Origin of the sequence: Kribbella sp. C-35 (assembly GCF_046549195.1) — a bacterium.
GTDB lineage: Bacteria > Actinomycetota > Actinomycetes > Propionibacteriales > Kribbellaceae > Kribbella.
This window is the reverse complement of record NZ_JAJPWG010000005.1, coordinates 679,225-704,150: the sequence shown is the minus strand read 5'-3', so window position 1 is coordinate 704,150 and position 24,926 is coordinate 679,225. Positions and strand designations below refer to the sequence as shown.

The following is a 24,926-nucleotide window of genomic DNA, read 5'->3' as shown; positions in this document are numbered from 1 at the left end:
CCAACTAAGTCTAGGGGATGCGACGTGACCGGACCAGAGATCGGCGGCACCAGCCGCCGCACCTTCATCTCCCTGCTCGGCGCCGGCGCGGCGGCGGCCGCGGGCGGGGTGACGCTGACCGGCTGCTCGGACGGCGGTTCGGGGTCCAGTACGACGGGCCGCGCCGAGACCGAGGACAAGCTGTCCGGACTGCTGCCGAAGTACACCCCGTACGAATCGGCCAAGCCGGACCTGCCGGGAGAGAACGGCGCCTCGCCGGGCTTCTCGCACTACCCGGCCGAGCTGAAGCGGGCGGTGCCGGACAAGATGGTGCCGAGCGGCAAGCAAGTGACCGCGATGACGCCGCTGTGGAGCCCGATCCCGCCGCTGGCCGGCAATTCGTATTTCGAGGCGAACAACGAACGGATCGGCGCGCCGGTCAAGTTCAACATCCTGAACGGCAACGACTACGGGGACAAGCTCGGACCGATCCTTGCGGCCGGCAACGTTCCGGAGCTGCTCTGCATCCCGGGCTGGAACATCTCCAGCCTGACCCGGTTCGGCCAGGCCGCGGACAAGCTGTTCGAGGACCTCACACCGCACCTGGCCGGCGACAAGGTGTCGGCGTACCCGATGCTGGCGAACCTGCCGACCCGGGCCTGGGCGTACGGCGTCTGGAACTCGCAGCTGAAGGCCGTGCCGTTCCCGTCGGACGGCTTTCCCTGGATGCTGATGTACCGCAAGGACATCCTCGACCAGCTCGGCGCGGAGCCGCCGAAGAACTCCGACGACCTGCTGGCGCTGGGCAAGCAACTGACCGACGCGAAGGCGGGCCGGTGGGCGTTCGGCTCGGTCGCCGACGAGGTCCACCGGGCGTTCGGGGTGCCGGGCGGCTGGATCAAGGACTCCGGCGGCAAGCTGGTCAACAAGATCGAGACACCGCAGTTCGAGGAGGCGGTGGCGTTCATCCGGAGGCTGTTCCAGTCGGGGTACGTGCACCCGGAAGTGGTCGCGAACGCCGGCGCGGACGAGAACGCGCTGTTCGAGGGCGGCAAGTTCCTGATCCGGCAGAACGGGCCGGGAGGCTGGCACGAGTCGCTGCAGCGGCAGCAGACGGTCAACCCGAAGTTCAACCCGCAGCCGGTGATGCCGTTCGCGCACGACGGCGGTACGCCGATCACGTGGGGCGGCGACCCGGCCGGCATCTTCACCTTCGTGAAGAAGGGGCTCGGCGAGGAGCGCGTCAAGGAGTTGCTCGGCGTGATGAACTACACGGCGGCGCCGTTCGGGACCGAGGAGTACCAGCTCTACAACTACGGTGTCGAGGGCAAGCACTACACGAAGCAGCCGTCCGGTGCCCCGAAGCTCACCGCCCTGGGACAGAAGGAGGTCTCGCAGACGTACATCTTCCTGGGCGGCCGTCCGACGGCGATCACCGAGAGCGAGTACCCGGGGTACGTCGAGTCGATGAGCGCGTGGCAGAACGCGTCCGCGAAGGTCCGGGAGAAGAACCTGTTCGACGGGATCCGGGTCGAGCAGCCGGCCAAGATGGCGGCGCTGAACCAGCCGTTCGACGACGCCCTGCAGGACATCTACCGCGGTCGCAAGCCGGTCAGCGAGCTGAAGACCGCCGTCAAGCAGTGGCAGGACAACGGCGGCAACGAAGGCCGGGAGTTCTACGCGAAGGTCCTCAGTGACAACGGTCGGTAGGGTGCGCGTGCGTGGTGCCAGGGCGCGGACGGCCCGGGCCGGCGGGATGACGTTGCGGCATCGGCTGCGGCGGGACTGGCCGCTGCTGGTGATGGTTCTGCCGGTGGTGGTGCTGCTGGGCGTCTTCCACTACTTCCCGACGCTCGGGAACGTGATCGCCTTCCAGGACTACTCGCCGTACGCCGGGATTCGCGGGAGCGAGTTCATCGGGTTCGGGAACTTCCAGCGGATGTTCGCCGAACCCGCCTTCTGGAGGGCGGTCGCGAACACCGTCTCGATCACCGCGGTCCAGCTCGCGTTCTTCTTCCCGATCCCGATCGCCCTGGCGCTGCTGCTGAACAGCGTCCTGTCGTCGAAGCTCCGCAACCTCATCCAGGGCGTCGTCTACCTGCCGCACTTCTTCTCCTGGGTGCTGGTCGTGTCGCTGTTCCAGCAGATGATCGGCGGTGCCGGCCTGCTCGCACAGACCTTGCGCGACCACGGACACCAGGCGGTCGACCTGATGACGAAACCGGACACGTTCATCCTGCTCGTCACCGCGCAGGCTGTCTGGAAGGACGCCGGCTGGGGGATGATCGTGTTCCTCGCGGCGCTGTCGACCATCAGCCCGGAGCTCTACGAGTCCGCCGCGGCCGACGGCGCGAACCGGTGGCGCCGGCTCTGGCACATCACGCTGCCGGGTCTGCGCCCGGTGATCGTCCTCCTGCTGATCCTGCGACTGGGTGACGCGCTGACGGTCGGGTTCGAGCAGTTCATCCTGCAACGCAGCGCCGTCGGCGGTGGCGCCGCGGAGGTACTCGACACGTACGTCTACTACCAGGGCCTGCTCGTCGGCGACTTCGGCTACGGCGCCGCGGCCGGCCTCTTCAAGGGCGTCGTCGGCCTCGTCCTCGTTCTGGTCGCCAACCGATTCGCCCACATGGTGGGCGAGCAGGGGGTGTATTCGAAGTCATGAGCGCACGAGCTGTCTGGGAGGAAGAACCGACCGTTGCCGGTCGGCTGGGCAAGCCGGTGGTGCTGACGTTGATCGCGCTCGCGGTCGCGTTCCCGTTGTACGTCGTGGTGGTGACGAGCCTGTCCTCGACGGAGGCGGTAACCCGAGCCGGCGGGCTGGTCGTCGTACCGCGGGAACTGACTGTTGCGGCGTACGTGCAGTTGCTCTCCGGCGGAGTGGTGACGAAGGCGTTGCTGATCAGTGTCGGGATCACCGCGATCGGTACGGCGTTCAGCCTCGGGATCACCGTGCTGGCGGCGTACGGGTTGTCGCGGCCGGGATCGTTGTTCCACCGGCCGCTGCTGTTCGTCGTGCTGCTCACGTTCCTGTTCGGGCCGGGCATCATCCCGAGCTATCTCGTGGTCAACGCGCTCGGGCTGATCGACCACTACGCGTCGCTGATCCTGCCGGCCGCGATCTCGGCGTTCAACCTGATCGTGATGCGGTCGTTCTTCATGGGTATCCCGAGCGAGCTGATCGACAGTGCCCGGATCGACGGGGCCGGCGAGTTCGCGATCCTGCGGCGGATCGTGCTGCCGTTGTCGAAGGCCGTGGTCGCCGTGGTGGGACTGTTCTACGCGGTCGGTTACTGGAACGCGTTCTTCAACGCGTTGCTGTACATCAACGACAACAGCAAGTGGCCGCTGCAGATGGTGTTGCGGACCTACATCGTGCAGCAGCAGCCGCTGCCGACGGGTGCCGGCGGAGTGGCGACCGGCATCGCGGGCCTGTCACCGGCGCCCGGTCTGGCGATCAAGATGGCGATCGTGGTGATCGCGATCGTGCCGGTCCTGCTGGTCTACCCGTTCATCCAGAGGCACTTCCAGAAGGGCGTCATCATCGGCGCGGTGAAGGGGTGAGGTCACGATGAACCTGGCACGACGGCATTTCCTTGCCCTCGGCACCGGCACGGCTCTGGCCGCGGCGTCGGCGACAACCGCAACGGCAGCAGGGTCGGCAGGAGCGGCGGGCTCGTACCGCTGGCGCAACGTGGAGATCGTCGGTGGCGGCTTCGTCACCGGGATCGTCCACCATCCGGGGAAGCGCGGCCTGGTGTACGCGCGGACCGACATCGGCGGAGCCGTGCGGTTCGACAACCGCACCCAGCGCTGGGTGCAACTGTTGCACTGGGTCGGCTGGGACGAGTGGAACTTGACCGGAGTCGAGAGTCTCGCGCTCGACCGGGCCGATCCGCAACGCCTGTACCTCGCGGTCGGCACCTACACCAACGAATGGTCGCCGATCAACGGCGCGATCCTGCGATCCTGCGACCAGGGACGCACCTTCGAGCGGACCGACCTGCCGTTCAAGCTCGGCGGCAACGAGCCTGGCCGCTCGATGGGCGAGCGACTCGTCGTCGACCCCCGCGACGGCCGCGTGCTGCTGTTCGGTACCCGCAACCAGGGGCTGTGGCGCAGCGGCGATCGCGGCGTGACCTGGTCCCGGGTGGACAGCTTCCCGGTGACCGGGAAACCCGGGATCGGTATCGGCTTCGTCTTCTTCGACCGGCGCGACGGCACGATCTATGCCGGCGTCGCGGATCCGGCGAACCCGCTCTACCGCAGCACCGACGCCGGCCGCACCTGGACGGCGGTCCCCGGGCAGCCGACCGGGCTATTACCCCATCACGGCGAATTGGGGGCCGACGGCAACATCTATGTCACGTACGGCGACCTCCCCGGACCGTACGAGATGTACGACGGCGCCGTCCACAAGCTGAACACCGCGACCGGCGAGTGGACCGACATCACCCCACTGCGCCCGAACACCGGTGGTGAAGCCGGTTTCGGGTACGGCGGACTCGCCACCGACCCGCGCAAACCCGGCACGGTGATGGTGTCGACGATGAGCCGGTGGGGTCCGGTCGACGATGTCTTCCGCTCTGTCGACGGCGGCCGGACCTGGCATTCGATCGGCGAGCGGATCGTGCTCGACACGTCCGGAGCGCCATACCTGGACTTCCACGGCACCCCGAAGCTCGGCTGGATGATCGGCGACATCTCGATCGATCCGTTCGACTCGGACAAGGTCATGTACGTGACCGGTGCGACGATCTTCGGCACCGACGACGTGACCGGGGCGGAGGCGGGTCGCAGTACGCACTGGTCGGTCCGTGCGCAGGGTCTCGAGGAGACTGCCGTCCTCGATCTGATCAGTCCGCCGTGGGGTCCGCCGTTGATCAGCGCGCTCGGGGACATCGGGGTCTACCGGCACGACCGGCTGGACGTCGTACCGCCGGACGGGCAGGCGTCGAATCCGGTCAGCGGTACGTCGCCGAGCCTGGACTACGCGGCGCTCGCCCCGGGATTCGTCGTCCGGCTGGCGAACGCGAACGCCGGCGAGCGGGGCGCGTACTCGACCAACGCCGGGAGCAGTTGGCAGCCGTTCGCGGGCGAGCCGCCAGGGATGACGCAGACGGGTCGCGTGGCGGTTGGCGCCGACGCACGAACGATCGTCTGGGCACCGGGCGATGTCGTCGCGCACTACTCCCGCGATCGTGGCGCGACCTGGATCGCCGTCGCCGGCCTGCCCGCCGGGTCGGTGCTCGCCGGCGATCGGGTCGACGGGAGCGTGTTCTACGGATTCGATCCGGCCACCGGTACGGCGTACGTGAGCACGAACGGAGGCGCCGCCTTCGCGGCGACGGCAACCGGTCTGCCGACGGGCGGCGGGAAGCTCGAGACCGTGCTGGACCGGGCCGGACACTGCTGGCTCGCGGCCGGCGCCGGTGGGCTGTACCGATCGGTCGATCGCGGATCGACGTACTTGCCCGTGACAACGATCGAGGAGGCGTACATCATCGGCTTCGGCAAGGCGGCGCCACACCGCCGGGAGATGGCGGCGTACACGTCCGGGAAGGTCGCGGGCGTCCGCGGGATCTTCCGGTCGGATGACAGCGGCGGCTCCTGGGTGCGGGTGAACGACGACAGGCACCAGTACGCGTCTACCGGTGAGGCGATCGCGGGTGATCCGCGGGTTTACGGGCGGGTGTACCTGTCTACCAACGGATTCGGGATCCCCTACGGTGAGCCGGTATGACGCGACTTTGGTACGGCGGCGACTACAACCCCGAGCAGTGGGATCCGGCGGTGTGGAAGGAAGACGTCGCCCTGATGCAGCAGGCCGGGGTCAACCTGGTGACTCTCGGGGTGTTCTCGTGGTCGTCGTTGGAGCCCGCGCCAGGGCGGTACGAGTTCGGTTGGCTCGACCAGGTGCTCGACCTGCTGCACGACGGTGGTGTGAGCGTCGACCTGGCCACCCCGACCGCGTCACCGCCGCCGTGGTTCAGCCGGTTGCACCCGGAGGCGATGCCGGTCACAGCGGACGGCGTACGCCTGACGCACGGCAGCCGGGACACGTACTGCGCGTGCGCGCCGGCGTACCGCGACGCCGCACGAGGGATCGCGCGGACCCTGGCCGAGCGGTATCAAGACCACCCGGCCCTCGCGATGTGGCACGTGCACAACGAGTACGGAACCACGTGCCACTGCTCGCTGGCGGCAGCACGTTTCCGCGAGTGGCTCCAGGAGCGGTACGGCGACCTGGACCGGCTCAACGAGGCGTGGACGACCGCCTTCTGGAGCCAGGGGTACGCCGACTGGACGGATATCGAGCCGCCACGGAAAACGCAGTACTTGGTGAATCCGACCCAGTTCCTGGACTACCGGCGATTCTGGTCGGACGAGCTGCTGGCGGCGTTCCTCGAGCAGAAGGCCGAACTGCGGACGTTCTCGGAGCTGCCGATCACGACCAACTTCGTCTTCGGCCCTTGGGTGCCGGTGAATCACGCGCAGTGGGCCGCGGCGGTCGATGTCGTGGCCATCGACAACTATCCGGACGCGACCGGCGCGGAGGAGCAGACCGCGTTCGCGGCGGACCTGGCCCGGTCGTGGGCCCGAGGCGGGTCCTGGCTGCTGATGGAGCAGGCAGCCGGGACGCTCATCGACGGACGCCGGTTGCAGGCGAAGGAGCCGGGCCGGATGGCACGGCACAGCCTGTCGCACATCGCGCGGGGCTCGCAGGGCGCGTTGTTCTTCCAGTGGCGGGCGTCACGTGGTGGATCCGAGATGTACCACTCGGCGATGGTCCCGCACGCCGGGCCGGACAGCCGGACCTTCCGCGAGGTCGCGGAGCTCGGCGCGGTCCTGCCGCAGTTGGCGGAAGTTGCCGAGAGCAAGGTCGAGGCCGAGGTCGCGATCCTGTGGGACGCCGAGTGCTGGTGGGCGATGCAGGGTACCCATCTGCCGTCGTCGGCACTGGACTACCTCACCGCGACACGATCGGCGCACCGGCACTTCTGGCGGGCCGGCGTGACGGTCGACTTCGCGTCGCCCACCGCGGACCTCTCGTCGTACACGACAGTCGTCGTCCCCAGCCTGTATCTGGTGAGCGACGAGGCCGCGGCAGCGCTCACGGCGTACGTCGATGGCGGCGGGCAGCTGGTGGTCGGGTACTTCAGCGGGATCGTGGACCCCGACCTGCGGGTCCGGCTCGGTGGGTATCCGGGGACGTTCACGGAGCTTCTCGGCGTCCGGGTGGAGGAGTTCCACCCGCTGCCGATCGACGGCGAGGTCGCCTTGTCGTCCGGTGGGCGCGGGCGGGTGTGGAGCGAGGATGTGCGGGCCGTGTCGGCCGAGGTGATCGATCGGTACGCCGGTGGCGTGCTGGACGGCAAGCCCGCGATCACGCGGCACGAGTTCGGCGCGGGCGTCGCCTGGTACGTGTCGACCGAGGTGGACGACGAGACCGCTGCGAGGTTGCTGGGCCTGTCGGCATCACCGGTCGAGACGGTACGGCGCCGGGCCGGCGACACCACGTGGACGTTCCTGATCAACCACGGTGACGCGCAGGTCGACGTACCGGCTGATGGGAGCGAGCTGGTCGTCGGCGAGCTGCCGTTGCCGCCGGGTGGTTACGCGGTGGTGAGATCACGGTGAGGCGCCTGGCAGCTGCTCTCGCGCGCCGTGAGGGCCGGTGGCAGCAGAGTCAGCGCGGGGACGTCGCCGCCCTCGAGTTTCGTGATCAGCGACTCGACCGCCTGGCCGCCGATCCGCTCCGCGGGGATCGAGACCGACGACAACTGCGGAACCTGCCGCTCGGCGACGTCGTCCGCGCAGATCGCCACCAGCGACATGTCGTCGGGGACCCGGCGGCCGAGCCGGCGCAGGACGTCCAGGAGCGGTCCGATGATCGGCTCGTTCTGCACCACCAGGCCGGTGATGTCCGGGTGCTCGTCGAGCAGTTGACGCACCGTGTGCAGGATCGCGTCGAACGTGTGCTCACAGGGCGTCTCGACGCCGACCACCCCGCGGCGCTCGGCGGCTTCCGCGAAACCGGTCAGCGTCCGTTGCGCGAAGCCCGTCTGCCGTTCGTACACCGCGGACGGCGTCCCGAGCAGGGCCAGCGAACGGTGGCCGAGGTCGGCCAGGTGGTCGACACAGTGCGCGCCGGCGGCCACGAAGTCCAGGTCGATACAGGTGAGTCCGTCGGCGTCGTCCGGGTAACCGATCAGCACCGACGGCATCGGCAGCTCCCGGAGGACCGGGACCCGTTCGTCGTCGAGCTCGATGTCCATCACCACGAGCGCGTCCACGAGCGAGCTCTGCGCGACCCGCTCGAGCCCGTCCGGTCCTTCGTCGGCGGTCAGCAGCAGTACGTCGTGGTCGTACCGGCGGGCCGTGGTCACGACCGCAGCGGCGAACTGCATCATCACCGGGACGTGCATACCGGTGCGCAGCGGGATCACCAGCGCGAGCACGTTGGACCGCTGGCTGGCCAGCGCGCGGGCGCTCGCGTTCGGGCGGTAGCCGAGGGCGCGGACGCTGCGCTGCACGCGCTCCCGGGTGTCGGTCGAGATCGTCCGCTTCCCGCTGAGCACGTACGAGACCGTGCTGGCCGCAACCCCGGCGTGCCGCGCGACGTCGGCGATCGTGACCACGTCGTCCCCTTTCCTGAGCCTGTCCCAGTTCTACCCCAGTCGAAGCGCTTCGACACCACTCTAATCCCTGTGTACGCCCACGTTTTTCCCCTGCGTTCGCCCCAACGAGAGGAACAGAAATGCAGAGATGGTGGAAAGCAGCAATCGCGGTACTGACAGTACTGGCCGCGGGCCTGGTGACCGCGGCACCGGCCCACGCGGCGACGTGGTCGTCGTCGGACAAGTTCGGCAGCTGGTCCAACGGCGGGTACACCGTCCGCAATGACGTCTGGGGCAGTGGCGCCGGACCGCAGACCATCTGGGCCAACTCCTTCAGCAACTGGGGAGTCTGGGCCGACCACCCGAACACCGGCGGCGTGAAGTCGTACCCGCACTCCGCCCGATACATCGGCAAGCCGGTCAGTGCCCTCGGCACGCTGAGCAGCAGCTTCAACGTGTCGCGACCGGGCAGTGGATCGTACGCGTCGACGTACGACATCTGGGCCGGCAACAACGCCTACGAGATCATGCTCTGGATGAACAAGCAGGGCGCGGTCGGGCCGATCGGCAGCAAGCAGACCACGGTCGGTGTCGGCGGCCACACGTGGGACGTCTACCGCGGCAGCAACGGCGCCAACGCGGTGTTCTCGTTCCTCCGTACGTCCAACACCAACTCCGGCTCCGTCGACATCAAGGCCGTCCTGAACTGGATCCGCAGCCAGGGCTGGATGGGTGACGCGACCGTCGGCGAAGTCCAGTTCGGCTTCGAGATCACCTCGTCGTCCGGCGGCCTGAACTTCACCAGCAACTCCTACTCCGTCACGTCCAACTGACGCACGCGAGCGACGGGGGTCGGCGGGTTCACCCTGACTTGGCTGAGCGTGATGCCGAGCAGTACCAGGGCGAGCCCGCCGACCTGTCGCAGGTTCAGCACCTCCCCGGAGACCAGGACCCCGAGCAGTACGCCGGTGACCGGATTCAGCAGCCCGATGAGGCCCACGGTGGCCGCAGGGAGTCTGCGAAGGCCCGCGAACCAGGCCGTGAACGCCAGGGCGGTCGCGACGAGTCCGACGTACGCGAAACCGGCGACGGCCGGTCCGTCGAGGCGTGGCGGGGCGCCTTCGACGACGATCGCGAACGGGATCAGGACGAGACCGCCGGCGACCAGCTGCCATGAGGTCGTCGCGAGCGGACCCTCGCCGGCCCGACCCCACTTCTTGGCCAGGACATAGCCGCACGAGGACATCGTCAGCGCGGCCGCCGACGCCACTACGCCGCGAAGGTCGACCGCGGACGATCCGGCGCCGAGGAGCAGTACGACGCCGGCGATCCCGGCGGTCGCGCCGATCAGGACCTGAGCGGTCGGGCGTTCCGCGAGCAGGCCCCAGGCGAAGAGCGCCATGGTGAACGGCGCCGCGGACATGATCGTCGACGCGAGGCTGACCGGGAGCAGCTGGGACGCGAGGTAGATCAGCGCGAAGAACGCGCCCATGTTGCAGATCCCGAGCAGCAGCGATCGCCACCACCAGACGCCGCGGGGGAGGCGTCGGGCTAATGCGAGCAGGAGAAGCCCCGCGGGCAGTGCGCGGAACACTGCGCCGTACAAGGGATGTCCGGCCGGCAGGTACTCGTGGGTGACGAAGTAGTTCGTGCCCCAGGCGATCGGCGCGATCGCGGTGACGACACTCCAGCGGAAGGTATCTTCCATGGAAGACACTATATCTTCCCGGGAAGATATAGTGGAATCCGTGGACCACGTAGCGAGAATCCAGGCGGAGTGGCAGGTCGAGCGACCGGACGTCGACACCGCCCCGCAGGGCGTGATCGGACGGCTGCATCGGATCGCGAATCAGCTGACCGGCGAGCTGACGCTGCTCTACGCGAAGTACGGGCTGACCGAGGGGGAGTTCGACGTTCTCGCAGCGCTGCGGCGTGCGGGAGCGCCGTACGAGCGGGCGCCGGGGGAGATCGCGCTGCACACGATGGTGACCACGGGCGCGGTTACCAAGCGGGTCGACCGGCTCGAGGAAGCCGGTCTGGTCCATCGCCGGCGCAGCGACGCCGACGGCCGCGGCCGGGTGGTCCGCCTGACGCCCGCCGGGCGCCGGCTGATCGACAAGGCCTTCACTGCTCACATGGCCAACGAGAAGCGCCTCCTCGAAGCCCTGACGCCGGGCGAGACCGCGCAGCTCGAGAAGCTCCTCACCAGCTGGCTCGCCCGCCTCGAGCCGGACGATTGACCTTGCAGGTGAACCGGACCGGACCGCTTCCGCACTGATTGCGCATGCCTTTGGTTGACGGCGCGCGGGGACGGCCTGCGCCCGCCTTCAGGCACGGGTGGGTAACCTCTGGTGGTCGCCAGGGGCCCGATAGGAGATGATGCCCACCGTGACCGGACCACAACGCGAGCTCGCGCAGACGCCGTCGGAGGCTGATCCGGCCGTCGCCGGCCTGACCGTCGGGCTCGGTGGACCGTCGGGACGGTTCGCCAGGCTCAGCTCGTCGTGGTGGACGCCGCTGCGGATCGCGCTCGCCGTCTGCACGCTCACCTTCGGCCTCGGCGTGCTGCAGAAGGCGCCGTGCATGGAGGCCGGCTGGGACCGGCAGAGCTGGCGGCCGTTCAAGGCGCTCTGCTACTCCGACATCGGGTTCCTGTACCAGGAGCGCGGTTTCGCGGAGGGCAACCGGCCGTTCCTCGACACCGGCAACTACCCGGTGCTGGAGTACCCGGTGCTGACCGGCGGCTTCATGGAGGTCGCGGCGCAGCTCACCTGGGTGATTACCGGCGATCCGAAGAAGGACCTGACCGTCGAGCAGAAGCGCGACACGGCCGGGGTGTTCTTCCTGGTCAACACCGTGCTGCTGTTCCTCTGCGCGTTGCTGATCGTCGGCCTCACGGTCGCGACCGCGCGCGGGGTCGCAAGACGCCCGGGCGCGGCCCGTGGACAGCCGTTGGACGCCCTGTACGTCGCCGCGGCGCCGGCGCTCGCACTGACGTCGACGATCAACTGGGACCTGTTCGCGGTCGCGTTGACCGCCGGGGCGATGTTCGCGTGGTCGCGCGGGAAACCCATCTGGTTCGGCGTACTGCTCGGGCTCGGGACGGCGGCGAAGTTCTACCCGTTCCTGCTGCTCGGTCCGTTGCTGATCGTCTGCATCCGCGGACGGAAGCTGTGGCCGTGGATCCAGGCGACGGTGGCGACCGCGGTCGCGTGGGGACTCGTGAACGCGCCCATCTACCTGCTCGCGAAGAACGAGTGGCTGTCGTTCTGGCAGTTCAACGACGAACGCGAGAGCGACTACGGCTCGATCTGGTACGTCCTCAAGCTGGCCAAGCACGAGGTCGCGGACGTCAACCAGTTGAACATCGTGATCTTCGCCGGGTTGTGCCTGTCGATCGCGATCCTCGGCCTGATGGCGCCGCGGCCGCCCAGATTCGCGCAGCTCGCGTTCCTGGTGGTGGCGGCGTTCCTGCTGATCAACAAGGTCTATTCACCGCAGTACGTGCTGTGGCTGCTACCGCTGGTCGCGCTGGCCCGGCCGCGGTTGCGTGACTGGTTGATCTGGCAGGCGTGCGAATGCTTCTACTGGATGCTGGTGTGGATGCATCTGGCGCAGTTCCTGGCGCCTGGCGACCCGCAGATCCCGGACCGGATCTACTGGTTCTCGGTGATCCTGCGTATGGCCGGCACGCTCTGGCTGATGCTGGTGGTCGCGCGCGACATCCTGCTCCCGGAGAACGATCCGGTCCGTCACGGTGACGTGGTCGACGATCCCAGCGACGGCGTCAGATCCCGGGCCCGGGCCGACCTCGCAACCGCCTAGAACCTCAGTTTCGCGACGTCCAGGTTGCCGCCGCTCACCACGGCGGCCGTGACGCCTTCGGGCCGGAAGCCCTCGAGCATTGCCGCGAAGGGTGCTGCGGCCGCCGGTTCGAGGGCGAGCTTGGTCCGTGACATGACCAGGCGCGTCGCCTCGAGCAGTGCGTCCTCGGACACGCGGACGACGTCGTCGACGTACTGCTGGATGAGCGGGAGGTTCCGGGTGCCGCAGACCGGTGCGGCGAGGCCGTCGGCGATCGACCGTGCGGTCAGGAGCTTCTGCGGTACGCCGGCCCCGAGGCTGCGGCTCACCACATCGGCCTGCTCCGGCTCGATCCCGATCACGCGGATCGCCGGCTTCAGCAGTTTCACCGCCGTCGCGACCCCCGAGATCAGCCCGCCGCCGCCCACCGGAACCAGGACGGTGTCGAGATCCGGGCGGTCCGCCAACAGTTCCAGACCGAGGCCGGCGTGCCCGAGGATCACGTCCTCGTCGTCGAACGGGTGAACGCCGGTCAGCTGCCGGTCGTCCCGGATCCGCTCGTACTGCGCCATCAGGTCACCCTCGACGAGTTCGACGGTCGCGCCGTAGCCGCGGGCCGCGTCGATCTTCGCCGGTACGGCGGTCGCCGCCATCACCACCGTCGCCGGCGCCCCGGCGTCTCGTGCGGCCCAGGCCAGAGCGCCGGCCGCGTTGCCCGCCGACACCGTGATGACACCGCGCTCGCGCTCCGCGGTCGTCAACCGCAGCAGCTTCGTCAGCAGTCCGCGGACCTTGAAGCTGCCGGTCTTCTGGAACAGCTCGGCCTTGAGCACCAGGTCGGCCGCGAACCGTTCGTTCAGTGCGGACGAAGTCAGTATCGGTGTCCGGTGGATCCGTCCCTCGAGCTCGCTGGCGGCCTGGCGGATGTCTTCGAGCGTCGGCATACAGGCGAGGATAAAAGTCTAGTAGGTTGATCATATTTCGAGACAAAGACTGCGGGCGGTCGCGGGCGATCTACCGTCGGTGTCATGAGGCCGACGTTGACCGTGATCGTGGATCCCGCCGACCGCTGGATGAGCCGGGCCGCGTGTATCGGCCAGGCGCCGACGTACGACGAGGACGCCTCCCGGTGGGAGCAGCGGAAGGCGCGTGAGCTGTGCCTGACCTCGTGCCCGGTGCTCGCTGAGTGCCGGGAGTGGGCACGGCGGACGAAGTACACCGGGACGGCCGCCGGCGAGACCCTGCTGTACGGGCGTCGCCGGGGCCACCCGGAATCCGCTGCGAGCTAGATGCGGGCGGCGACCGCGGCGGCGAGTTTGCCGGCGGCGTAGGGGGACTGCGGCAGGAACAGGTACGGCTCGATGAGCTCGATCTCCATCAGCAGGAAGCGGTCGTTGACGACGACTCCGTCGACCCGGGCGTAGGTGGGCGTCGGCCCGGAGGCAGCCAGGGCGGCCTGGGCGCTTTCGAGTACGGCGGCAGGCGGGTCGGTCGGCGTCGTCTGGCCGCCGTACGACTCCTGGACCCGGTAGTCGCCGGACGCGGGACGCTTGACCACCGCGTGGCTGAACTCGCCGTTGAAGAACAGCAGCGACCACTCGCCGTCGGACTGGATCTCCGGCACGAACGGCTGCACGAGGTACACCACGTCCGGCAGATCGCTCAACGCCTGCTCGAACTCGGGGGAGCCGGCGACGCCACGGACCGTGTGCAGCGCGTTGCCGCCCACGGTCGGCTTGACGACGATCTGCTGACCGGACAGTCCGGCCACCACCTCGCGCAGGCACGCGCCCGCCGCGACCTGGGACGGAACGATCGCCACGCCGCGCTCGCGCAGTTCGAGCAGGTACTGCTTGTCGCTGTTCCAGCGGACCTGATCCGTGGCGTTCAGAACCGGTACGCCGGCCTTGTCGAGCTGGGCGAGCCACTCGGTGAATTCGGCGTACAGCCAGAAGTAGTCCCAGACCGTGCGCAGCAGGACGGCGTCGTACGCGGACCAGTCGACCGACGGGTCGGTCCAGACCTCGACCACCGGGTCGAGGCCTGCGGCGCGGAGCGCGTCCAGGAGCGGGCGTTCGTCAGGGTGCAACTCAGCGTAGTCGGCCGAGGTTGCGAGGGCGATGCGATTCGTCACGCTCGCCAGTGTTGGCGGGGAAGGGCGGTGCGGTCAAACCTGACTTCGCAACGAGTTGGTGACGGATCGTGAGTCCGGCGACCACGATGACAGCGGCGGTCAGGTGAATGAGGCCCTGGCGGGTGTCGTGGCCGAAGCTCGCGTAGGCGAGGTACGACGCGAGCGGTACGGCGATCCACTCGGGGCGGCTTGCCAGTGCGGCGAGGGCGATGAGCGGGAGGCCGTACCACGGGTACGTCGGGGTGGCGATCAGGAGCGCCGCGCCGTACAGCCAGCAGCAGGTGAGGGCGATCGGGTCGCGTCGGGCGCGGTGGAAGGCGAGGGCCGCGAGGGCGAGTGCGAGGACCGCGGCGACGACCTGGCGGGCCTCAGGAGGCAGCAGGAGCGCGAGAATCGCGGATCGGGAGCTGCCGTCCTCGAACCCTTCCTGGTTGAGGTAGCCGGGGAGGAAACCGAGTACCAGGGTGCCGACGGCAAGGACGTGCGGGACGTACGAGGCGATGAAGGTGCCTAGGGCAACGAGTGGGCGCCGGCGGCGGAACGCGGGGAGCAGCAGGAGGGGGAGGAGCTTGACGCTGCCGGCCGCTCCGAGGAGGACGGCGGCGAGTTTCGGTCTGCGGGCGGTGGTGACGACGGCGGCTGTGATGAAGAGCGCGGCGAGGACGTCGACGTGGGCGGCGTTGCTCGCCTCGAGAGCGACGATCGGTGACCAACCCCACAGGGCGGCCCAACGCGGGTTCTGCACGGCGAGTAGCCAGGTGAGTGCGATCGCGATCAATGCGGCTGCTATCTGGAGTCCGAGGGTGCCGGCCGACCACGGGGTGAACAGGGCGACGACGGTGAAGTAGGCCTCGGCGATTGGTGGGTAGATGGTTGGCACGCCGGGGCGGTTGATCCGCGTCCTGGGGTCGTCAACCGGGAGTTGCGCCGGGTCGTTCGGGATGCCCGTTACGCCGGAGCGCTGGTCTGGAGACAGTCCCGGGAACAGCACGGGATCCCGCAGCTGGGCCAGCGAGTCGTCGAGCGGCACATAGCCGTACGGCGAATGCCCCGACAACTGCACCCGCCCGTCCCACACGTACCGGTAGGCGTCCGTGCTCGTAATCGGCGCCTGCGTCAGCCCCGGCAGCTGACACAACCCCGCCACGACCACCACCAGACCAACACTCAACCCCCGCCCGAACCGCCACACCAACCCCGCAACCACAAGAGTCCCCACCACCAACACCACATCCGGCCACCACCGCGACCCCGCCGCCACAACCACCCCACAACTCGTGACCGCAGCGACCCCACCGACCCACCAAGCGCTACTTTGTGCGCCGTTCGACCATTTCCGGCGCCAGAATTTGACTGAACCGAGCCCAAAGTCGCGGTCTGGGGCAGTCATGCGGTTCGGCGGAGGGTTAGGAAGGCTCGGTGGGGGGTGCGCCAGTCTTCGGTGGGGTGGAGGTGGGTGGTGCGGGCGTGGCGGATCAGGGCTCGGGTGCCTACTCTTGCCCAGGGCAACGGGGTGGAGTGGCGGCCGGTGGAGCTGCGGAGGACGATCGGGGTGCTGTCGTCGAGATCGTCGTCCGGGTCGACCTCGACCAGCACGAGACCGTCGGGACGCACGAGCTCGGCGCAGCGACGCAGGAGATCGGCCGGATCACCGCCGATCCCGATGTTCCCGTCCATCAGCAGCACGCTGCCCCAGCGCCCCTCGCCCGGCAGCCGATCCTGCACCGGACGATGCAGCGCGGCCGCACCACGCGACGTGGTGAGCGACACCGCCCGCGGCGACACATCCACCCCGAGCGCCGGGATTCCGCGTTCCGCAAGCGCAGTGACGATCCGCCCCGGCCCGCACCCGATGTCCAGCACCGGCCCCTCACACCGACTGAGCGCGAGCCGATCCACGTCATCCGCCGGCGCCGTCCAACGATCTACTTCGGACAACGACGGCACAGTCCGTCCATCGATGCCGGTGGCAACAACTCGCGCCGTACCACCCAGCGCCTGCTCGAACAGCAGTCCCGGATGCGCCGCATGCTGCAGTCGCCGGTACAGCCGCGACACCCGCAACGACGGGAACGCCTCAGCGAGGTACGCCGCATCCTGCGGCGTGTCCATGTCCCGCAGCGTCGGCAGGATCCGCACCCGCAACCCCAACGCCAGCAACCGCCGGAGCTGATCGCGCCCGGTGTGATCGGTCGACATCGGTACGCCGATCAGCGCGCGCGGATCCGACGTACGGAGCCCGAGGCACCAGTACCCGCCGTCCTCGGTCAGCCCCAGTACGGCGTCGTACTCGGCCCACTCGAACCCGAGCAGCTCCGGCCGTAGCTGCGGCGTGTCCATCCCGACGAGCAGCATCGGCGTACCGTCGTACACGTCCTCGAACGCCGCCGCGAGCCGCTCGTCGAGCCCGCCGCCGCGTTGCTTCACGACCTCGAACCCAGGCGGCAACCAAGGCCCCGCCTCACCCTCGAGCACGATCACCCGCCGCGTCGCGGGCGCGAACTTGACCGCGCTGAGCGTGTCGACGAGCGACGCCCGCGCGAGCGCAGCCGCCTCCCGCGCAGTGAACTCGCTCTGCAGCCGCGTCTTCACCCGCCCCGGCACCGGCTCCTTCGCGATCACGATCAACGTGTTCACCGGGCGAGCACCTTCGACATGTCGAGTACGGCGCGGGCGGCGCCGAGCGGCGTACCGGTGACTTTCGAGCGGCCCGAGCGCGGGAGGTAGTCGACGTCGACCTCCGCGATCCGCCAGCCGGCGTCGGCGGCGCGGACCACGGTCTCCAACGGGTATCCGGACCGTCGATCCGTCAGCCCGAGTTCGAGCAGCGCGGTACGCCGGGCAGCGCGCATCGGACCGAGATCGTGCAAAGCGACGCCCGTACGGCGCCTGATCCGCCGGGACAGCTCCGCATTCGCCAGCCGGAGATGCCACGGCCAGACCTGCCGCGACACCGGACGGCGACGGGCGACGATCAGATCCGCACGGCCGGCAAGGACCGGCGCGGTGACCCGGACCAGTTGCCGCGGATCGAGCGAGGCGTCCGCATCCATCACCGCGACGACGTCCGCCTCGGCCGCCTCCAGACCGGCATGACACGCAGCGCCGTACCCCTTGATCTTGCACTGCACGACGGTCGCGCCCAGTCGTGCGGCGACGGCGGCCGAGTCGTCGGTGGAGCCGTTGTCGACGACGATGGAGCGGACGCCGGGCGGGAGCCGTTCGAGAACCCAGGGCAGGGCGGCCGCCTCGTTCAGGCACGGCAGGACGAGATCGACGGACATGCTTCGACGGTAAGGACGAACCCGCGTCGCCAGGGCCTGAACACGACTACGGGTCGCTTACGGCGTACTGCGTTCCGGTGCTGGTGCGGCTCCGGGACGGGCGGAGGATCTACGCTCGGACCGTGGCTACTCGTGTTCTTGTGGTGGACGACGACCCGACCGTGTCGAACGTCGTCTCGGCGTACCTGACCAAGGCCGGGTACGACGCCCGCGTGGTCGCGGACGGTGCCTCGGCGGTTGAGGTGTGGCAGCAGTGGAAACCGTCGGTCGTCGTACTGGATGTGATGCTGCCCGGGCTGTCCGGACTCGAGGTGCTGCGCCGGATGCGCGCGGCCGACGACGGTGCCGCGGTGATCATGCTGTCTGCGCGCGGCGAGGAGGAGGACCGGCTGGTCGGCCTCGAGGTCGGTGCGGATGACTACGTGGTCAAGCCGTTCAGCCCGCGGGAGCTGACGCTGCGGGTGCAGGCGATGGTACGGCGCGAGGAGCGCCTGGCCGGGCTCGATCTGACGCCGACCAAGCTGAGCGCGGGGCCGGTCATGGTCGACACGGCGGCGCGGCGCGCGTACCTCGGTGAGGACGAGCTGTCGCTGACGCATCGCGAGTTCGACCTGCTGGCGTACCTGGTGTCGCATGCCGGCAAGGCGTACACGAAGGCCGAGTTGCTCCGCCGTGTGTGGGGCTGGGACTTCGGCGACTCGTCGACGGTCACTGTGCACGTACGGCGGTTGCGGGAGAAGATCGAGGCGGATCCGTCCGACCCGAAACTCGTGCTGACCGTGCCGCGGACCGGGTACCTGTTCGCCGGTGACGCCTGATGAACAGAGATATGGCGACGATCCTGGCGCTCACCACGCTCTGGACGCTCGTGGTGGCGGCGGTCGGCGCGGTTGTGCTGTGGCGGTTCCGGCGGCGGTCGTTGCGGGTCACGATGATCGTGGCCGCGCTGGCTCCGATGGCCGGGGCGCTGGCGGCGGTGCTGCAGAGCGTGCGGGCGATGTTCATCTCCGAGCACGACTCGTGGGTGGTGCTGTGGACGCTGGCGTTCGCGGCGTTGCTCGGGCTGGCGATGTCGGTGCTTCTCGGGCACTGGATCACTGTGGGGTCGCGAGACGTCGGACGGCGGTTGCGTCATCTCGGTACGTCGTACGAGCCGACCGAAGCTGCTGGTGTGGTGGTTCCCGCGGAGCTGGCCGCGTTGACGAACGAGTTGGAGATGACGCGGAAGAAGCTCGCCGCGTCGCATCAGCGGGAGCGGGCGCTGGAGACGAGCCGGCGGGAGCTGGTGGCGTTCATGTCGCATGATCTGCGGACGCCGCTGGCCGGGCTGCGGGCGGTGTCGGAAGGGCTCGAGGACGGCGTGATCGACGACGTACCGGGCGCGTTGCGGCAGATGCGGTCGACGGTCGACCGGATGACCGGGCTGGTGGACGACCTGTTCGAGCTGTCGCGGTTGTCGACGGCGCCGCCGCCGCGCCGGCGGTCGGCGGTGAGTCTGCGGGAGCTGGCCGAGGACGTCGCGGGGGAGAACAACGAGCATGCGCGGGCGGAAGGCGTTCAGCTGGCCGTTTCGACGCCGGGTGACGACGATCGGCTCGCCGTACAAGGGGATCCGGACGAGCTGACGCGCGCCGTCACCAACCTGGTCGGGAACGCGATCCGCCACACGTCGGCGGGCGGGACGGTGACGCTGACGGTCGATCGCGAACTCGACGGGCGGGTCCGGCTCGCGGTGACCGACGGCTGCGGCGGGATTCCGGCCGACGATCTCGAACGCGTCTTCGATGTCGGCTGGCGCGGCGACGAGCAGCGCACGCCCGATGCGGGCGGCGGCGGCCTGGGGCTGGCGATCGCGCGCGGTGTGGTCGAGTCCCACGACGGGAAGATTGCCGTCAGCAACGTCGACGGCGGCTGCGCCTTCGAGATCGACCTCCCGCCCGTACTAGCCAGCCGAGTGGAGTAGATCCTCGAGACCGGTTTGCAGGTCGTACGCCGGCTTCCAGCCCAGCCCGTTCTTCAGGCGGTCGGACGACGCGGTGATGTGCCGAACATCGCCGAGGCGGTACTCGCCGGTGACGACGGGCGGCGGGCCGCCGTATGCGCGGGCCAGCTCGGTGGCGACCTCGCCGATCGTGGTGACGGTGCCGCTGCCGACGTTGTACGCCGTGAACGGCGGCTGGTGAGGGAGTGCGGCCGCTGACAGCGTGACCGCGGCCGCGACGTCGCGGACGTGCACGAAGTCGCGGCGTTGACGGCCATCTTCGAAGACGCGCGGCGTCTCGCCCCGTTCGAGCGCGGAGCGGAAGATCGCGGCGACTCCGGCGTACGGCGTATTGCGCGGCATGCCGGGGCCGTACACGTTGTGGAAGCGGAGCGCCGTGACGCGGCCGCCCGTCTCGCGGGCCCAGGCGGCGGCGAGGTGCTCGCCGTTGAGTTTGCTGGCCGCGTAGGCGTTCCGCGGATCCAGTACGGCGTCCTCGGTCACGAGACCGGGCCGCAGCGGGGCGCCACAGCGCGGGCAGGGCGGTTCGAAGCGGCCTACGTCCAGGTCTTCGGTACGGCGGGGTCCCGGAGCGACCTGTCCGTGGTCGTCGCACTCGTAGCGGCCCTCGCCGTACACGACCATCGAGCTCGCGTAGACGAGGTTGCGGACGTTGCCGAGGGACTTCAGGAGGACCGCCGTACCGAGGCTGTTGGAGGAGACGTAGTCGTCGATGTCGTCGAGATGGACGCCGAGGCCGACCTTCGCGGCCAGGTGGATGACGGTGTCGATGCCGTCCATCGCCCTGGTCATGGTGTCCGCGTCGCGGATGTCGCCGACGATCAGGCCGGGTCGGCTCGCGGGGCGTGCGGCGTGCACGTCCGGCCGGAACGAGTCGAGAACGGTGACTTCGTGGCCCTCGGCAAGGAGTTGGTCGTGGACGTGACGGCCGATGAACCCGGCGCCGCCGGTGAGCAGGACCTTCATCGCGCAACCGCCGGTGCCGCAACCGCTGATGCCTCAACTGCTGGTGTCGCGGCTGCGGTGCCGTCGAGGACGTGGCGGCAGGTGCAGTCGGCGTCGGGTTTCGGGAGCTGGCCGATGACGACCTTCAACAGCTGTTGAAGGCGTTCGATGCTGTGCTTGAACGCCTCGAAGACCTCGGCCTGGGTCACGCCGGTGCCGGTCTCGACGCCGGCGTCGTGGTCGGTGACGACGGCGATCGACGTGTAGCAGAGCGCGAGCTCGCGCGCGATCGCCGCCTCGGGCGCGCCGGTCATGCCGACGACCGACCAGCCCTGCGCCGCGTGCCACTGCGACTCGGCGCGGGTCGAGAACCTCGGTCCGTTGATGACCACCATCGTGCCTTCGGGTACGACGTTGCCAGCGGCAATCACCGTGGCGCGACCGGCGGGACAGTACGGGTCTGCGGCGGACGTGTGGACCACCGGCGCCTCGTCGTACACCGTGTGTTCCCGGCCCCACGTGCGATCGACGTACTGGTCGGGGACCACGAATGTGCCGGGGGTCAGCTCAGACTTGAGCGATCCGACCGCGCAGGGGCCGAGGACCTGGCGGACGCCGAGCTCGCGTAATGCCCACAGGTTCGCGCGATAGTTCACGCGGTGCGGCGGGAACCGGTGGTCAGCGCCGTGCCGCGGAATAAACGCGACCTCCCGCCCGTCGAGGTTACCAACGAGCGGCGGCTCGCTGGGTGCGCCGTACGGGGTGTCGATCTCGATGGTCTCCGCACCGGACAGGAACGAGTAGAACCCAGACCCACCGATCACACCAATCTCAGCCATACTCCGACGCTAATGCCGCCCCAACCCATCGATCACCCCATCAGCCCCCACCGTCACCGCTCCGTAAGCGCCCACCCTCCACTCAGCGCTCTTTGAGCACCCACCAACCATTTTCCGGGGCTTGAAATGGTTGGTGGGTGCTCAAAGTGGGGCTGGTCAGGTGATCGAATGGGAGTGTGGAGATCTCCTGGGTGCTGCTCGCGGTGGGCGCGGTGCTGCTGCTGTTCGGCGCCTACGCGAGCTGGACTGCCGGCCGGCTCGACCGGTTGCACCACCGTGTGGATCTCGCCCGCGCATCACTGGAGACCGAGCTGGCCCGCCGCTCGGCCCTGGTCGCGGAACTGGCCGGCAGCGACATCCTCGACCCGGCCTCCGCGCTCCTGCTCCTCGACGCGGCCCACCGTGCCCGCGCAGCCTCACTCGACGCGCTGGAACTCCGCGAACAGGCTGAGTCCGCCCTCACCCGCGCAATCCATGCCACCGGCACCGACATCGAACCCTGGGCCGGCGAGCTCACCCTTGCCATGCGCCGCGTCCAGCTGGCCCGCCGCTTCCACAACGACGTCGTCGTCTCCACCCGCGACCTCCGCCACCGCCGCCTCGTCACCTGGTTCCGCCTGGCCGGCCACGCCCCCATGCCCACCACCATCGAACTGGAAGACGGCAACTGACGCGTGCTAGCGTCGAGGGCGGACGTACGAAAGTCACGGTCCGGTAGGTAGTCCGGATGGCGGTTCGACCGCTCGTACAGAAGCTCTCCGGTGCGTCCCTTTTCGATCAAGAGAAGGGACAACCGCCATGCATGTAGTCGTTATCGGTGCCGGCCTGGGTGGCTTGGCGCTCGCCCAGGGCCTGCGCCGCGCGGGGATCAGTGTCGCCGTTTACGAGCGGGACGCAACGCCTGTCATCCGCAATCAGGGGTACCGGATTCGGATCGATCCCAACGGCATTGCCGCGTTGCGCGCGGTGCTCAGCAAGTCGGCGTACGGCGTCTTCGCCGCGACGGCCGGTACGCCGGGTGGGATGACGGCGACGTACGACCACGAGTTGAATCTCCTGCACCGCTTCGAGCAGCCTCCGATGCCAGGGCTGCCCGGTGGCGGGAATCTTGCGGTGAACCGGCAGACGTTGCGGGAGATCCTGCTCGCGGGGCTGGACGGGGTGGTTCGGTTCGGGGCTCGGTTCACCCGGTTCGAGTCGGGACCGGACGGCGTCACGGCGCATTTCGAGGACGGGTCCGTGGCGGTCGGCGACGTACTGGTGGGAGCCGACGGAGCTGGGTCGGTGACTCGGCGGCAGTTGTTGCCTGAGGCCCGGGTCGTCGATGCGGGGCTGCGGCTCCTGTACGGGAAGGCGGCGTTCGGGGTCGAGGAGCTGCTCGGGTTGTGGACGACGGTCGTGGGGCCGGGTAAGCGGTTCGTCGGGCTGGCACCGGTGCGGTTCGGGGAGGCTCCGGGGCGGACGCTGGGGTTGTCGCCGGCGACGGACTACCTCACGTGCGTGTTCGGAGCGCGGGTGGAGGAGTTTCCGTGCTCTGACTTGTTCGCCTTGACCGGGGCGGAGTTGAAGTCAGTCGCGCTGGCGATGACCGAAGGGTGGCATCCCGCCGTACGGGAGGTTGTCGCCGGGCAGGACGCGATCTTTCCGGTGACGGTGCGATCCAGCGTGCCGAACGGTCCTTGGGAGACGAGTCGCGTGACGCTGCTCGGGGATGCGATTCACGTGATGAGTCCGGCGATCGGGGTCGGCGCCAACACCGCGCTGCGGGACGGCCAGGTACTGGCTGCGCGGATCCGCGAGGCGGTGGGCGGCCGACCGGTGGTCGAGGCGTTGCGGGAGTACGAGGCGGAGATGGTGGGCTACGGTTTCGACGCGGTGCGTGAGTCGGCACGGCGCGGGCACGAGCTGGTCGGCCAGAACCCGTTGGAGGACGCGAAATGAGCGGCTTCGAGGAGGATGTCGAGCGGTATCGGCATGAGTTGTGGGTGCACTGTTACCGGATGCTCGGGTCGTACGACGAGGCTGAGGATCTGGTGCAGGAGACGTTTCTTCGTGCGTGGCGGGCGATGGGGGAGTTCGAGGGGCGATCGTCCGTGCGGGCCTGGTTGTACCGGATCGCGACGAACGCGTGCATCGACGTACGGCGTCCTCGCCGGGTGCTGCCGTACCAGTTGGAGCCGGCCTCGTTTCCCGCGACTGCTCTGCCGGCGCGGGAGGATGTGCCGTGGTTACAGCCGTTTCCCGACGTACTGCTGGATCGGGCCGAGGAGCCGGACGCGGTCGCGATCCGGCGGGAGACGATCGAGCTCGCGTTCCTGATCGCGATCCAGTACCTGCCTGCGCGGCAGCGCGCCGTACTGATCTTCCGCGATGTTCTCGGCTGGTCCGCCCGTGAGACCGCGGCCGCTGTCGACCTGTCCGTGGCGGCCGTCAACTCCGCCCTGCAACGCGCCCGCCCGGTCCTGCGGGAGCACCTACCCCCGCACCGCTCCGAGTGGTCGGCGCGCGACACGTCCGAAGACGAACGCAAACTCCTTCAGCGCTACCTCACCGCTTGGGACAACGCCGACCCCACCGCCCTGGCCGCCCTCATGCACGAGGACATCCGCATCACCATGCCGCCGTACCCGTTCTGGTTCTCAGGCATCGAAGACGCAGTGCGCTCCCTGACCCCCAACCTGACTCCGACCTACCGCGGTCACTGGCACTTCATCCCCACCACCATCAACCGCCAACCCACCCTCGCCGCCTACCTGGAACACGACTTGTTCGCGTTGGACATCTTCCGCATAGAGTCCGGCCTGATAGCCGAAATAACCGCCTTCGAAACCACCAACCACCAGCTGTACGGCCTTCCGGAGGAACTGCGGTGAAGTTCATCGTGCACCACGAGCCCGCGCTGCGCGCGGACAGCAACTACATCGCCCGGATCGCGCTGGCCCCGTTCGGATTCGACGGCGAAGCCGAACAGGTCTGGCTCCGGCGAACAGCACACGGCGTAGGCACGATGTGCTGCATTCCCTTCCGCGCGTACGGCGTAGCGCTCGGCGACACCGTCCATATCTCGCCGGACGGCGCCACGGTCACCCAGGTGGTAGCCCGGTCCGGGCGGCGAGTGCTGCGCGCGTTGGTCGTCGAGCCGGACCCGGCGGGTGCAGCCGCTGAGCTCGAAGAACACATCGCGCGGGCAGGCCTGCGGATTCGAATTGAGCGGTGGCCGGCATGTGGCGATCGATGTCCCACAGGGTGTCGAGCCCACGGGGTTGCTGGACTACCTGGATGCCCGCGAGGCGGGCGGTAATCTGCTCTGGGAGTGGG

At 69.0% G+C, this 24,926-nt stretch carries 24 protein-coding genes; 15 read left to right on the top strand and 9 right to left on the bottom strand.

Features of this window, described 5'->3' with window-relative positions:
- Positions 1-24: 24 nt before the first annotated feature.
- From ACLJOO_RS33685 to ACLJOO_RS33665, 5 genes are read left to right on the top strand one after another with little or no spacing between them, the layout of a single operon-like run.
- A complete protein-coding gene (locus ACLJOO_RS33685; protein WP_410791700.1) occupies positions 25-1,689 on the top strand; it encodes an ABC transporter substrate-binding protein in 1,665 nt (554 codons plus the stop codon).
- 7 nt (positions 1,690-1,696) lie between these two features.
- Positions 1,697-2,644: an ABC transporter permease gene (locus ACLJOO_RS33680; protein WP_410791699.1), complete on the top strand. Its 948-nt coding sequence runs from the start codon at positions 1,697-1,699 to the stop codon at positions 2,642-2,644.
- Complete coding sequence (locus ACLJOO_RS33675) at positions 2,641-3,543, top strand: carbohydrate ABC transporter permease (protein ID WP_410791698.1); 903 nt, start codon at positions 2,641-2,643, stop codon at positions 3,541-3,543. The genes ACLJOO_RS33680 and ACLJOO_RS33675 overlap by 4 nt, the downstream gene beginning before the upstream one ends.
- A 7-nt stretch (positions 3,544-3,550) precedes the next feature.
- On the top strand, positions 3,551-5,722 hold the full coding sequence (locus ACLJOO_RS33670; RefSeq protein ID WP_410791697.1) for a carbohydrate-binding protein: 2,172 nt from the start codon (positions 3,551-3,553) through the stop codon (positions 5,720-5,722).
- Positions 5,719-7,620: a beta-galactosidase gene (locus tag ACLJOO_RS33665; protein ID WP_410791696.1), complete on the top strand. Its 1,902-nt coding sequence runs from the start codon at positions 5,719-5,721 to the stop codon at positions 7,618-7,620. The genes ACLJOO_RS33670 and ACLJOO_RS33665 overlap by 4 nt, the downstream gene beginning before the upstream one ends.
- Here ACLJOO_RS33665 and ACLJOO_RS33660 read toward each other — a convergent pair.
- Positions 7,596-8,621 carry a LacI family DNA-binding transcriptional regulator gene (locus ACLJOO_RS33660; RefSeq protein WP_410791695.1) on the bottom strand — a complete coding sequence of 342 codons (1,026 nt, stop codon included), beginning with the start codon at positions 8,619-8,621 and terminating at the stop codon, positions 7,596-7,598. The genes ACLJOO_RS33665 and ACLJOO_RS33660 overlap by 25 nt on opposite strands.
- Positions 8,622-8,740: 119 nt before the next feature.
- Here ACLJOO_RS33660 and ACLJOO_RS33655 point away from each other — a divergent pair, with 119 nt between their 5' ends.
- Positions 8,741-9,433, top strand: a complete 693-nt coding sequence (locus ACLJOO_RS33655) for a glycoside hydrolase family 12 protein (RefSeq protein ID WP_410791694.1) — start codon at positions 8,741-8,743, stop codon at positions 9,431-9,433.
- Here the strand turns inward: ACLJOO_RS33655 and ACLJOO_RS33650 are convergent.
- Positions 9,412-10,308 (bottom strand): DMT family transporter, encoded by an 897-nt coding sequence (locus tag ACLJOO_RS33650; RefSeq protein WP_410791693.1) that lies wholly within the window; start codon positions 10,306-10,308, stop codon positions 9,412-9,414. The two genes, ACLJOO_RS33655 and ACLJOO_RS33650, sit on opposite strands and share 22 nt — an antisense overlap.
- A 40-nt stretch (positions 10,309-10,348) precedes the next feature.
- Between ACLJOO_RS33650 and ACLJOO_RS33645 the strand changes: the two genes are divergently transcribed.
- Together ACLJOO_RS33645 and ACLJOO_RS33640 are read left to right on the top strand one after the other, a co-directional pair.
- Entirely contained in the window at positions 10,349-10,840 is a 492-nt protein-coding gene (locus ACLJOO_RS33645; RefSeq protein WP_410791692.1) for a MarR family winged helix-turn-helix transcriptional regulator, read from the top strand.
- 139 nt (positions 10,841-10,979) lie between these two features.
- On the top strand, positions 10,980-12,425 hold the full coding sequence (locus ACLJOO_RS33640) for a glycosyltransferase family 87 protein (RefSeq protein WP_410791889.1): 1,446 nt from the start codon (positions 10,980-10,982) through the stop codon (positions 12,423-12,425).
- Here the strand turns inward: ACLJOO_RS33640 and ACLJOO_RS33635 are convergent.
- The gene (locus tag ACLJOO_RS33635; RefSeq protein ID WP_410791691.1) at positions 12,422-13,348 is read right to left on the bottom strand and encodes a threonine/serine dehydratase; all 927 of its coding nucleotides are present in this window, start codon (positions 13,346-13,348) and stop codon (positions 12,422-12,424) included. The genes ACLJOO_RS33640 and ACLJOO_RS33635 overlap by 4 nt on opposite strands.
- Positions 13,349-13,432: 84 nt before the next feature.
- On the opposite strand from ACLJOO_RS33635, the gene ACLJOO_RS33630 reads away from it, so the two are divergent.
- On the top strand, positions 13,433-13,693 hold the full coding sequence (locus tag ACLJOO_RS33630; protein WP_131339534.1) for a WhiB family transcriptional regulator: 261 nt from the start codon (positions 13,433-13,435) through the stop codon (positions 13,691-13,693).
- Here ACLJOO_RS33630 and ACLJOO_RS33625 read toward each other — a convergent pair.
- From ACLJOO_RS33625 to ACLJOO_RS33610, 4 genes are all read right to left on the bottom strand, one after another.
- Positions 13,690-14,538 carry a RimK family alpha-L-glutamate ligase gene (locus ACLJOO_RS33625; RefSeq protein WP_410791690.1) on the bottom strand — a complete coding sequence of 283 codons (849 nt, stop codon included), beginning with the start codon at positions 14,536-14,538 and terminating at the stop codon, positions 13,690-13,692. The two genes, ACLJOO_RS33630 and ACLJOO_RS33625, sit on opposite strands and share 4 nt — an antisense overlap.
- A complete protein-coding gene (locus tag ACLJOO_RS33620; protein ID WP_410791689.1) occupies positions 14,495-15,694 on the bottom strand; it encodes a glycosyltransferase 87 family protein in 1,200 nt (399 codons plus the stop codon). Before ACLJOO_RS33620 ends, ACLJOO_RS33625 begins: the two co-directional genes overlap by 44 nt.
- A 230-nt stretch (positions 15,695-15,924) precedes the next feature.
- Positions 15,925-17,175: a DUF2064 domain-containing protein gene (locus tag ACLJOO_RS33615; protein ID WP_410791688.1), complete on the bottom strand. Its 1,251-nt coding sequence runs from the start codon at positions 17,173-17,175 to the stop codon at positions 15,925-15,927.
- A complete protein-coding gene (locus ACLJOO_RS33610; RefSeq protein ID WP_410791687.1) occupies positions 17,172-17,822 on the bottom strand; it encodes a glycosyltransferase family 2 protein in 651 nt (216 codons plus the stop codon). Before ACLJOO_RS33610 ends, ACLJOO_RS33615 begins: the two co-directional genes overlap by 4 nt.
- Positions 17,823-17,944: 122 nt before the next feature.
- Between ACLJOO_RS33610 and ACLJOO_RS33605 the strand changes: the two genes are divergently transcribed.
- On the top strand, positions 17,945-18,640 hold the full coding sequence (locus tag ACLJOO_RS33605) for a response regulator transcription factor (protein ID WP_130388383.1): 696 nt from the start codon (positions 17,945-17,947) through the stop codon (positions 18,638-18,640).
- A complete protein-coding gene (locus ACLJOO_RS33600; RefSeq protein WP_410791686.1) occupies positions 18,640-19,785 on the top strand; it encodes a sensor histidine kinase in 1,146 nt (381 codons plus the stop codon). Before ACLJOO_RS33605 ends, ACLJOO_RS33600 begins: the two co-directional genes overlap by 1 nt.
- On the opposite strand, the gene ACLJOO_RS33595 is transcribed toward ACLJOO_RS33600, so the two are convergent.
- Both ACLJOO_RS33595 and ACLJOO_RS33590 read right to left on the bottom strand, forming a co-directional pair.
- Complete coding sequence (locus ACLJOO_RS33595) at positions 19,765-20,790, bottom strand: NAD-dependent epimerase/dehydratase family protein (protein WP_410791685.1); 1,026 nt, start codon at positions 20,788-20,790, stop codon at positions 19,765-19,767. The two genes, ACLJOO_RS33600 and ACLJOO_RS33595, sit on opposite strands and share 21 nt — an antisense overlap.
- Positions 20,787-21,608 carry an S-methyl-5'-thioadenosine phosphorylase gene (locus ACLJOO_RS33590; RefSeq protein WP_410791684.1) on the bottom strand — a complete coding sequence of 274 codons (822 nt, stop codon included), beginning with the start codon at positions 21,606-21,608 and terminating at the stop codon, positions 20,787-20,789. Before ACLJOO_RS33590 ends, ACLJOO_RS33595 begins: the two co-directional genes overlap by 4 nt.
- 176 nt (positions 21,609-21,784) lie before the next feature.
- On the opposite strand from ACLJOO_RS33590, the gene ACLJOO_RS33585 reads away from it, so the two are divergent.
- The 4 genes from ACLJOO_RS33585 (at position 21,785) to ACLJOO_RS33570 (ending at position 24,909) form a co-directional block, all read left to right on the top strand.
- Entirely contained in the window at positions 21,785-22,279 is a 495-nt protein-coding gene (locus tag ACLJOO_RS33585; protein ID WP_410791683.1) for a hypothetical protein, read from the top strand.
- A gap of 127 nt (positions 22,280-22,406) precedes the next feature.
- A complete protein-coding gene (locus ACLJOO_RS33580) occupies positions 22,407-23,549 on the top strand; it encodes an FAD-dependent oxidoreductase (RefSeq protein ID WP_410791682.1) in 1,143 nt (380 codons plus the stop codon).
- Positions 23,546-24,481: an RNA polymerase subunit sigma-70 gene (locus ACLJOO_RS33575; protein WP_410791681.1), complete on the top strand. Its 936-nt coding sequence runs from the start codon at positions 23,546-23,548 to the stop codon at positions 24,479-24,481. The genes ACLJOO_RS33580 and ACLJOO_RS33575 overlap by 4 nt, the downstream gene beginning before the upstream one ends.
- The gene (locus tag ACLJOO_RS33570) at positions 24,478-24,909 is read left to right on the top strand and encodes a DUF4265 domain-containing protein (RefSeq protein WP_410791680.1); all 432 of its coding nucleotides are present in this window, start codon (positions 24,478-24,480) and stop codon (positions 24,907-24,909) included. Before ACLJOO_RS33575 ends, ACLJOO_RS33570 begins: the two co-directional genes overlap by 4 nt.
- Positions 24,910-24,926 lie beyond the last annotated feature (17 nt).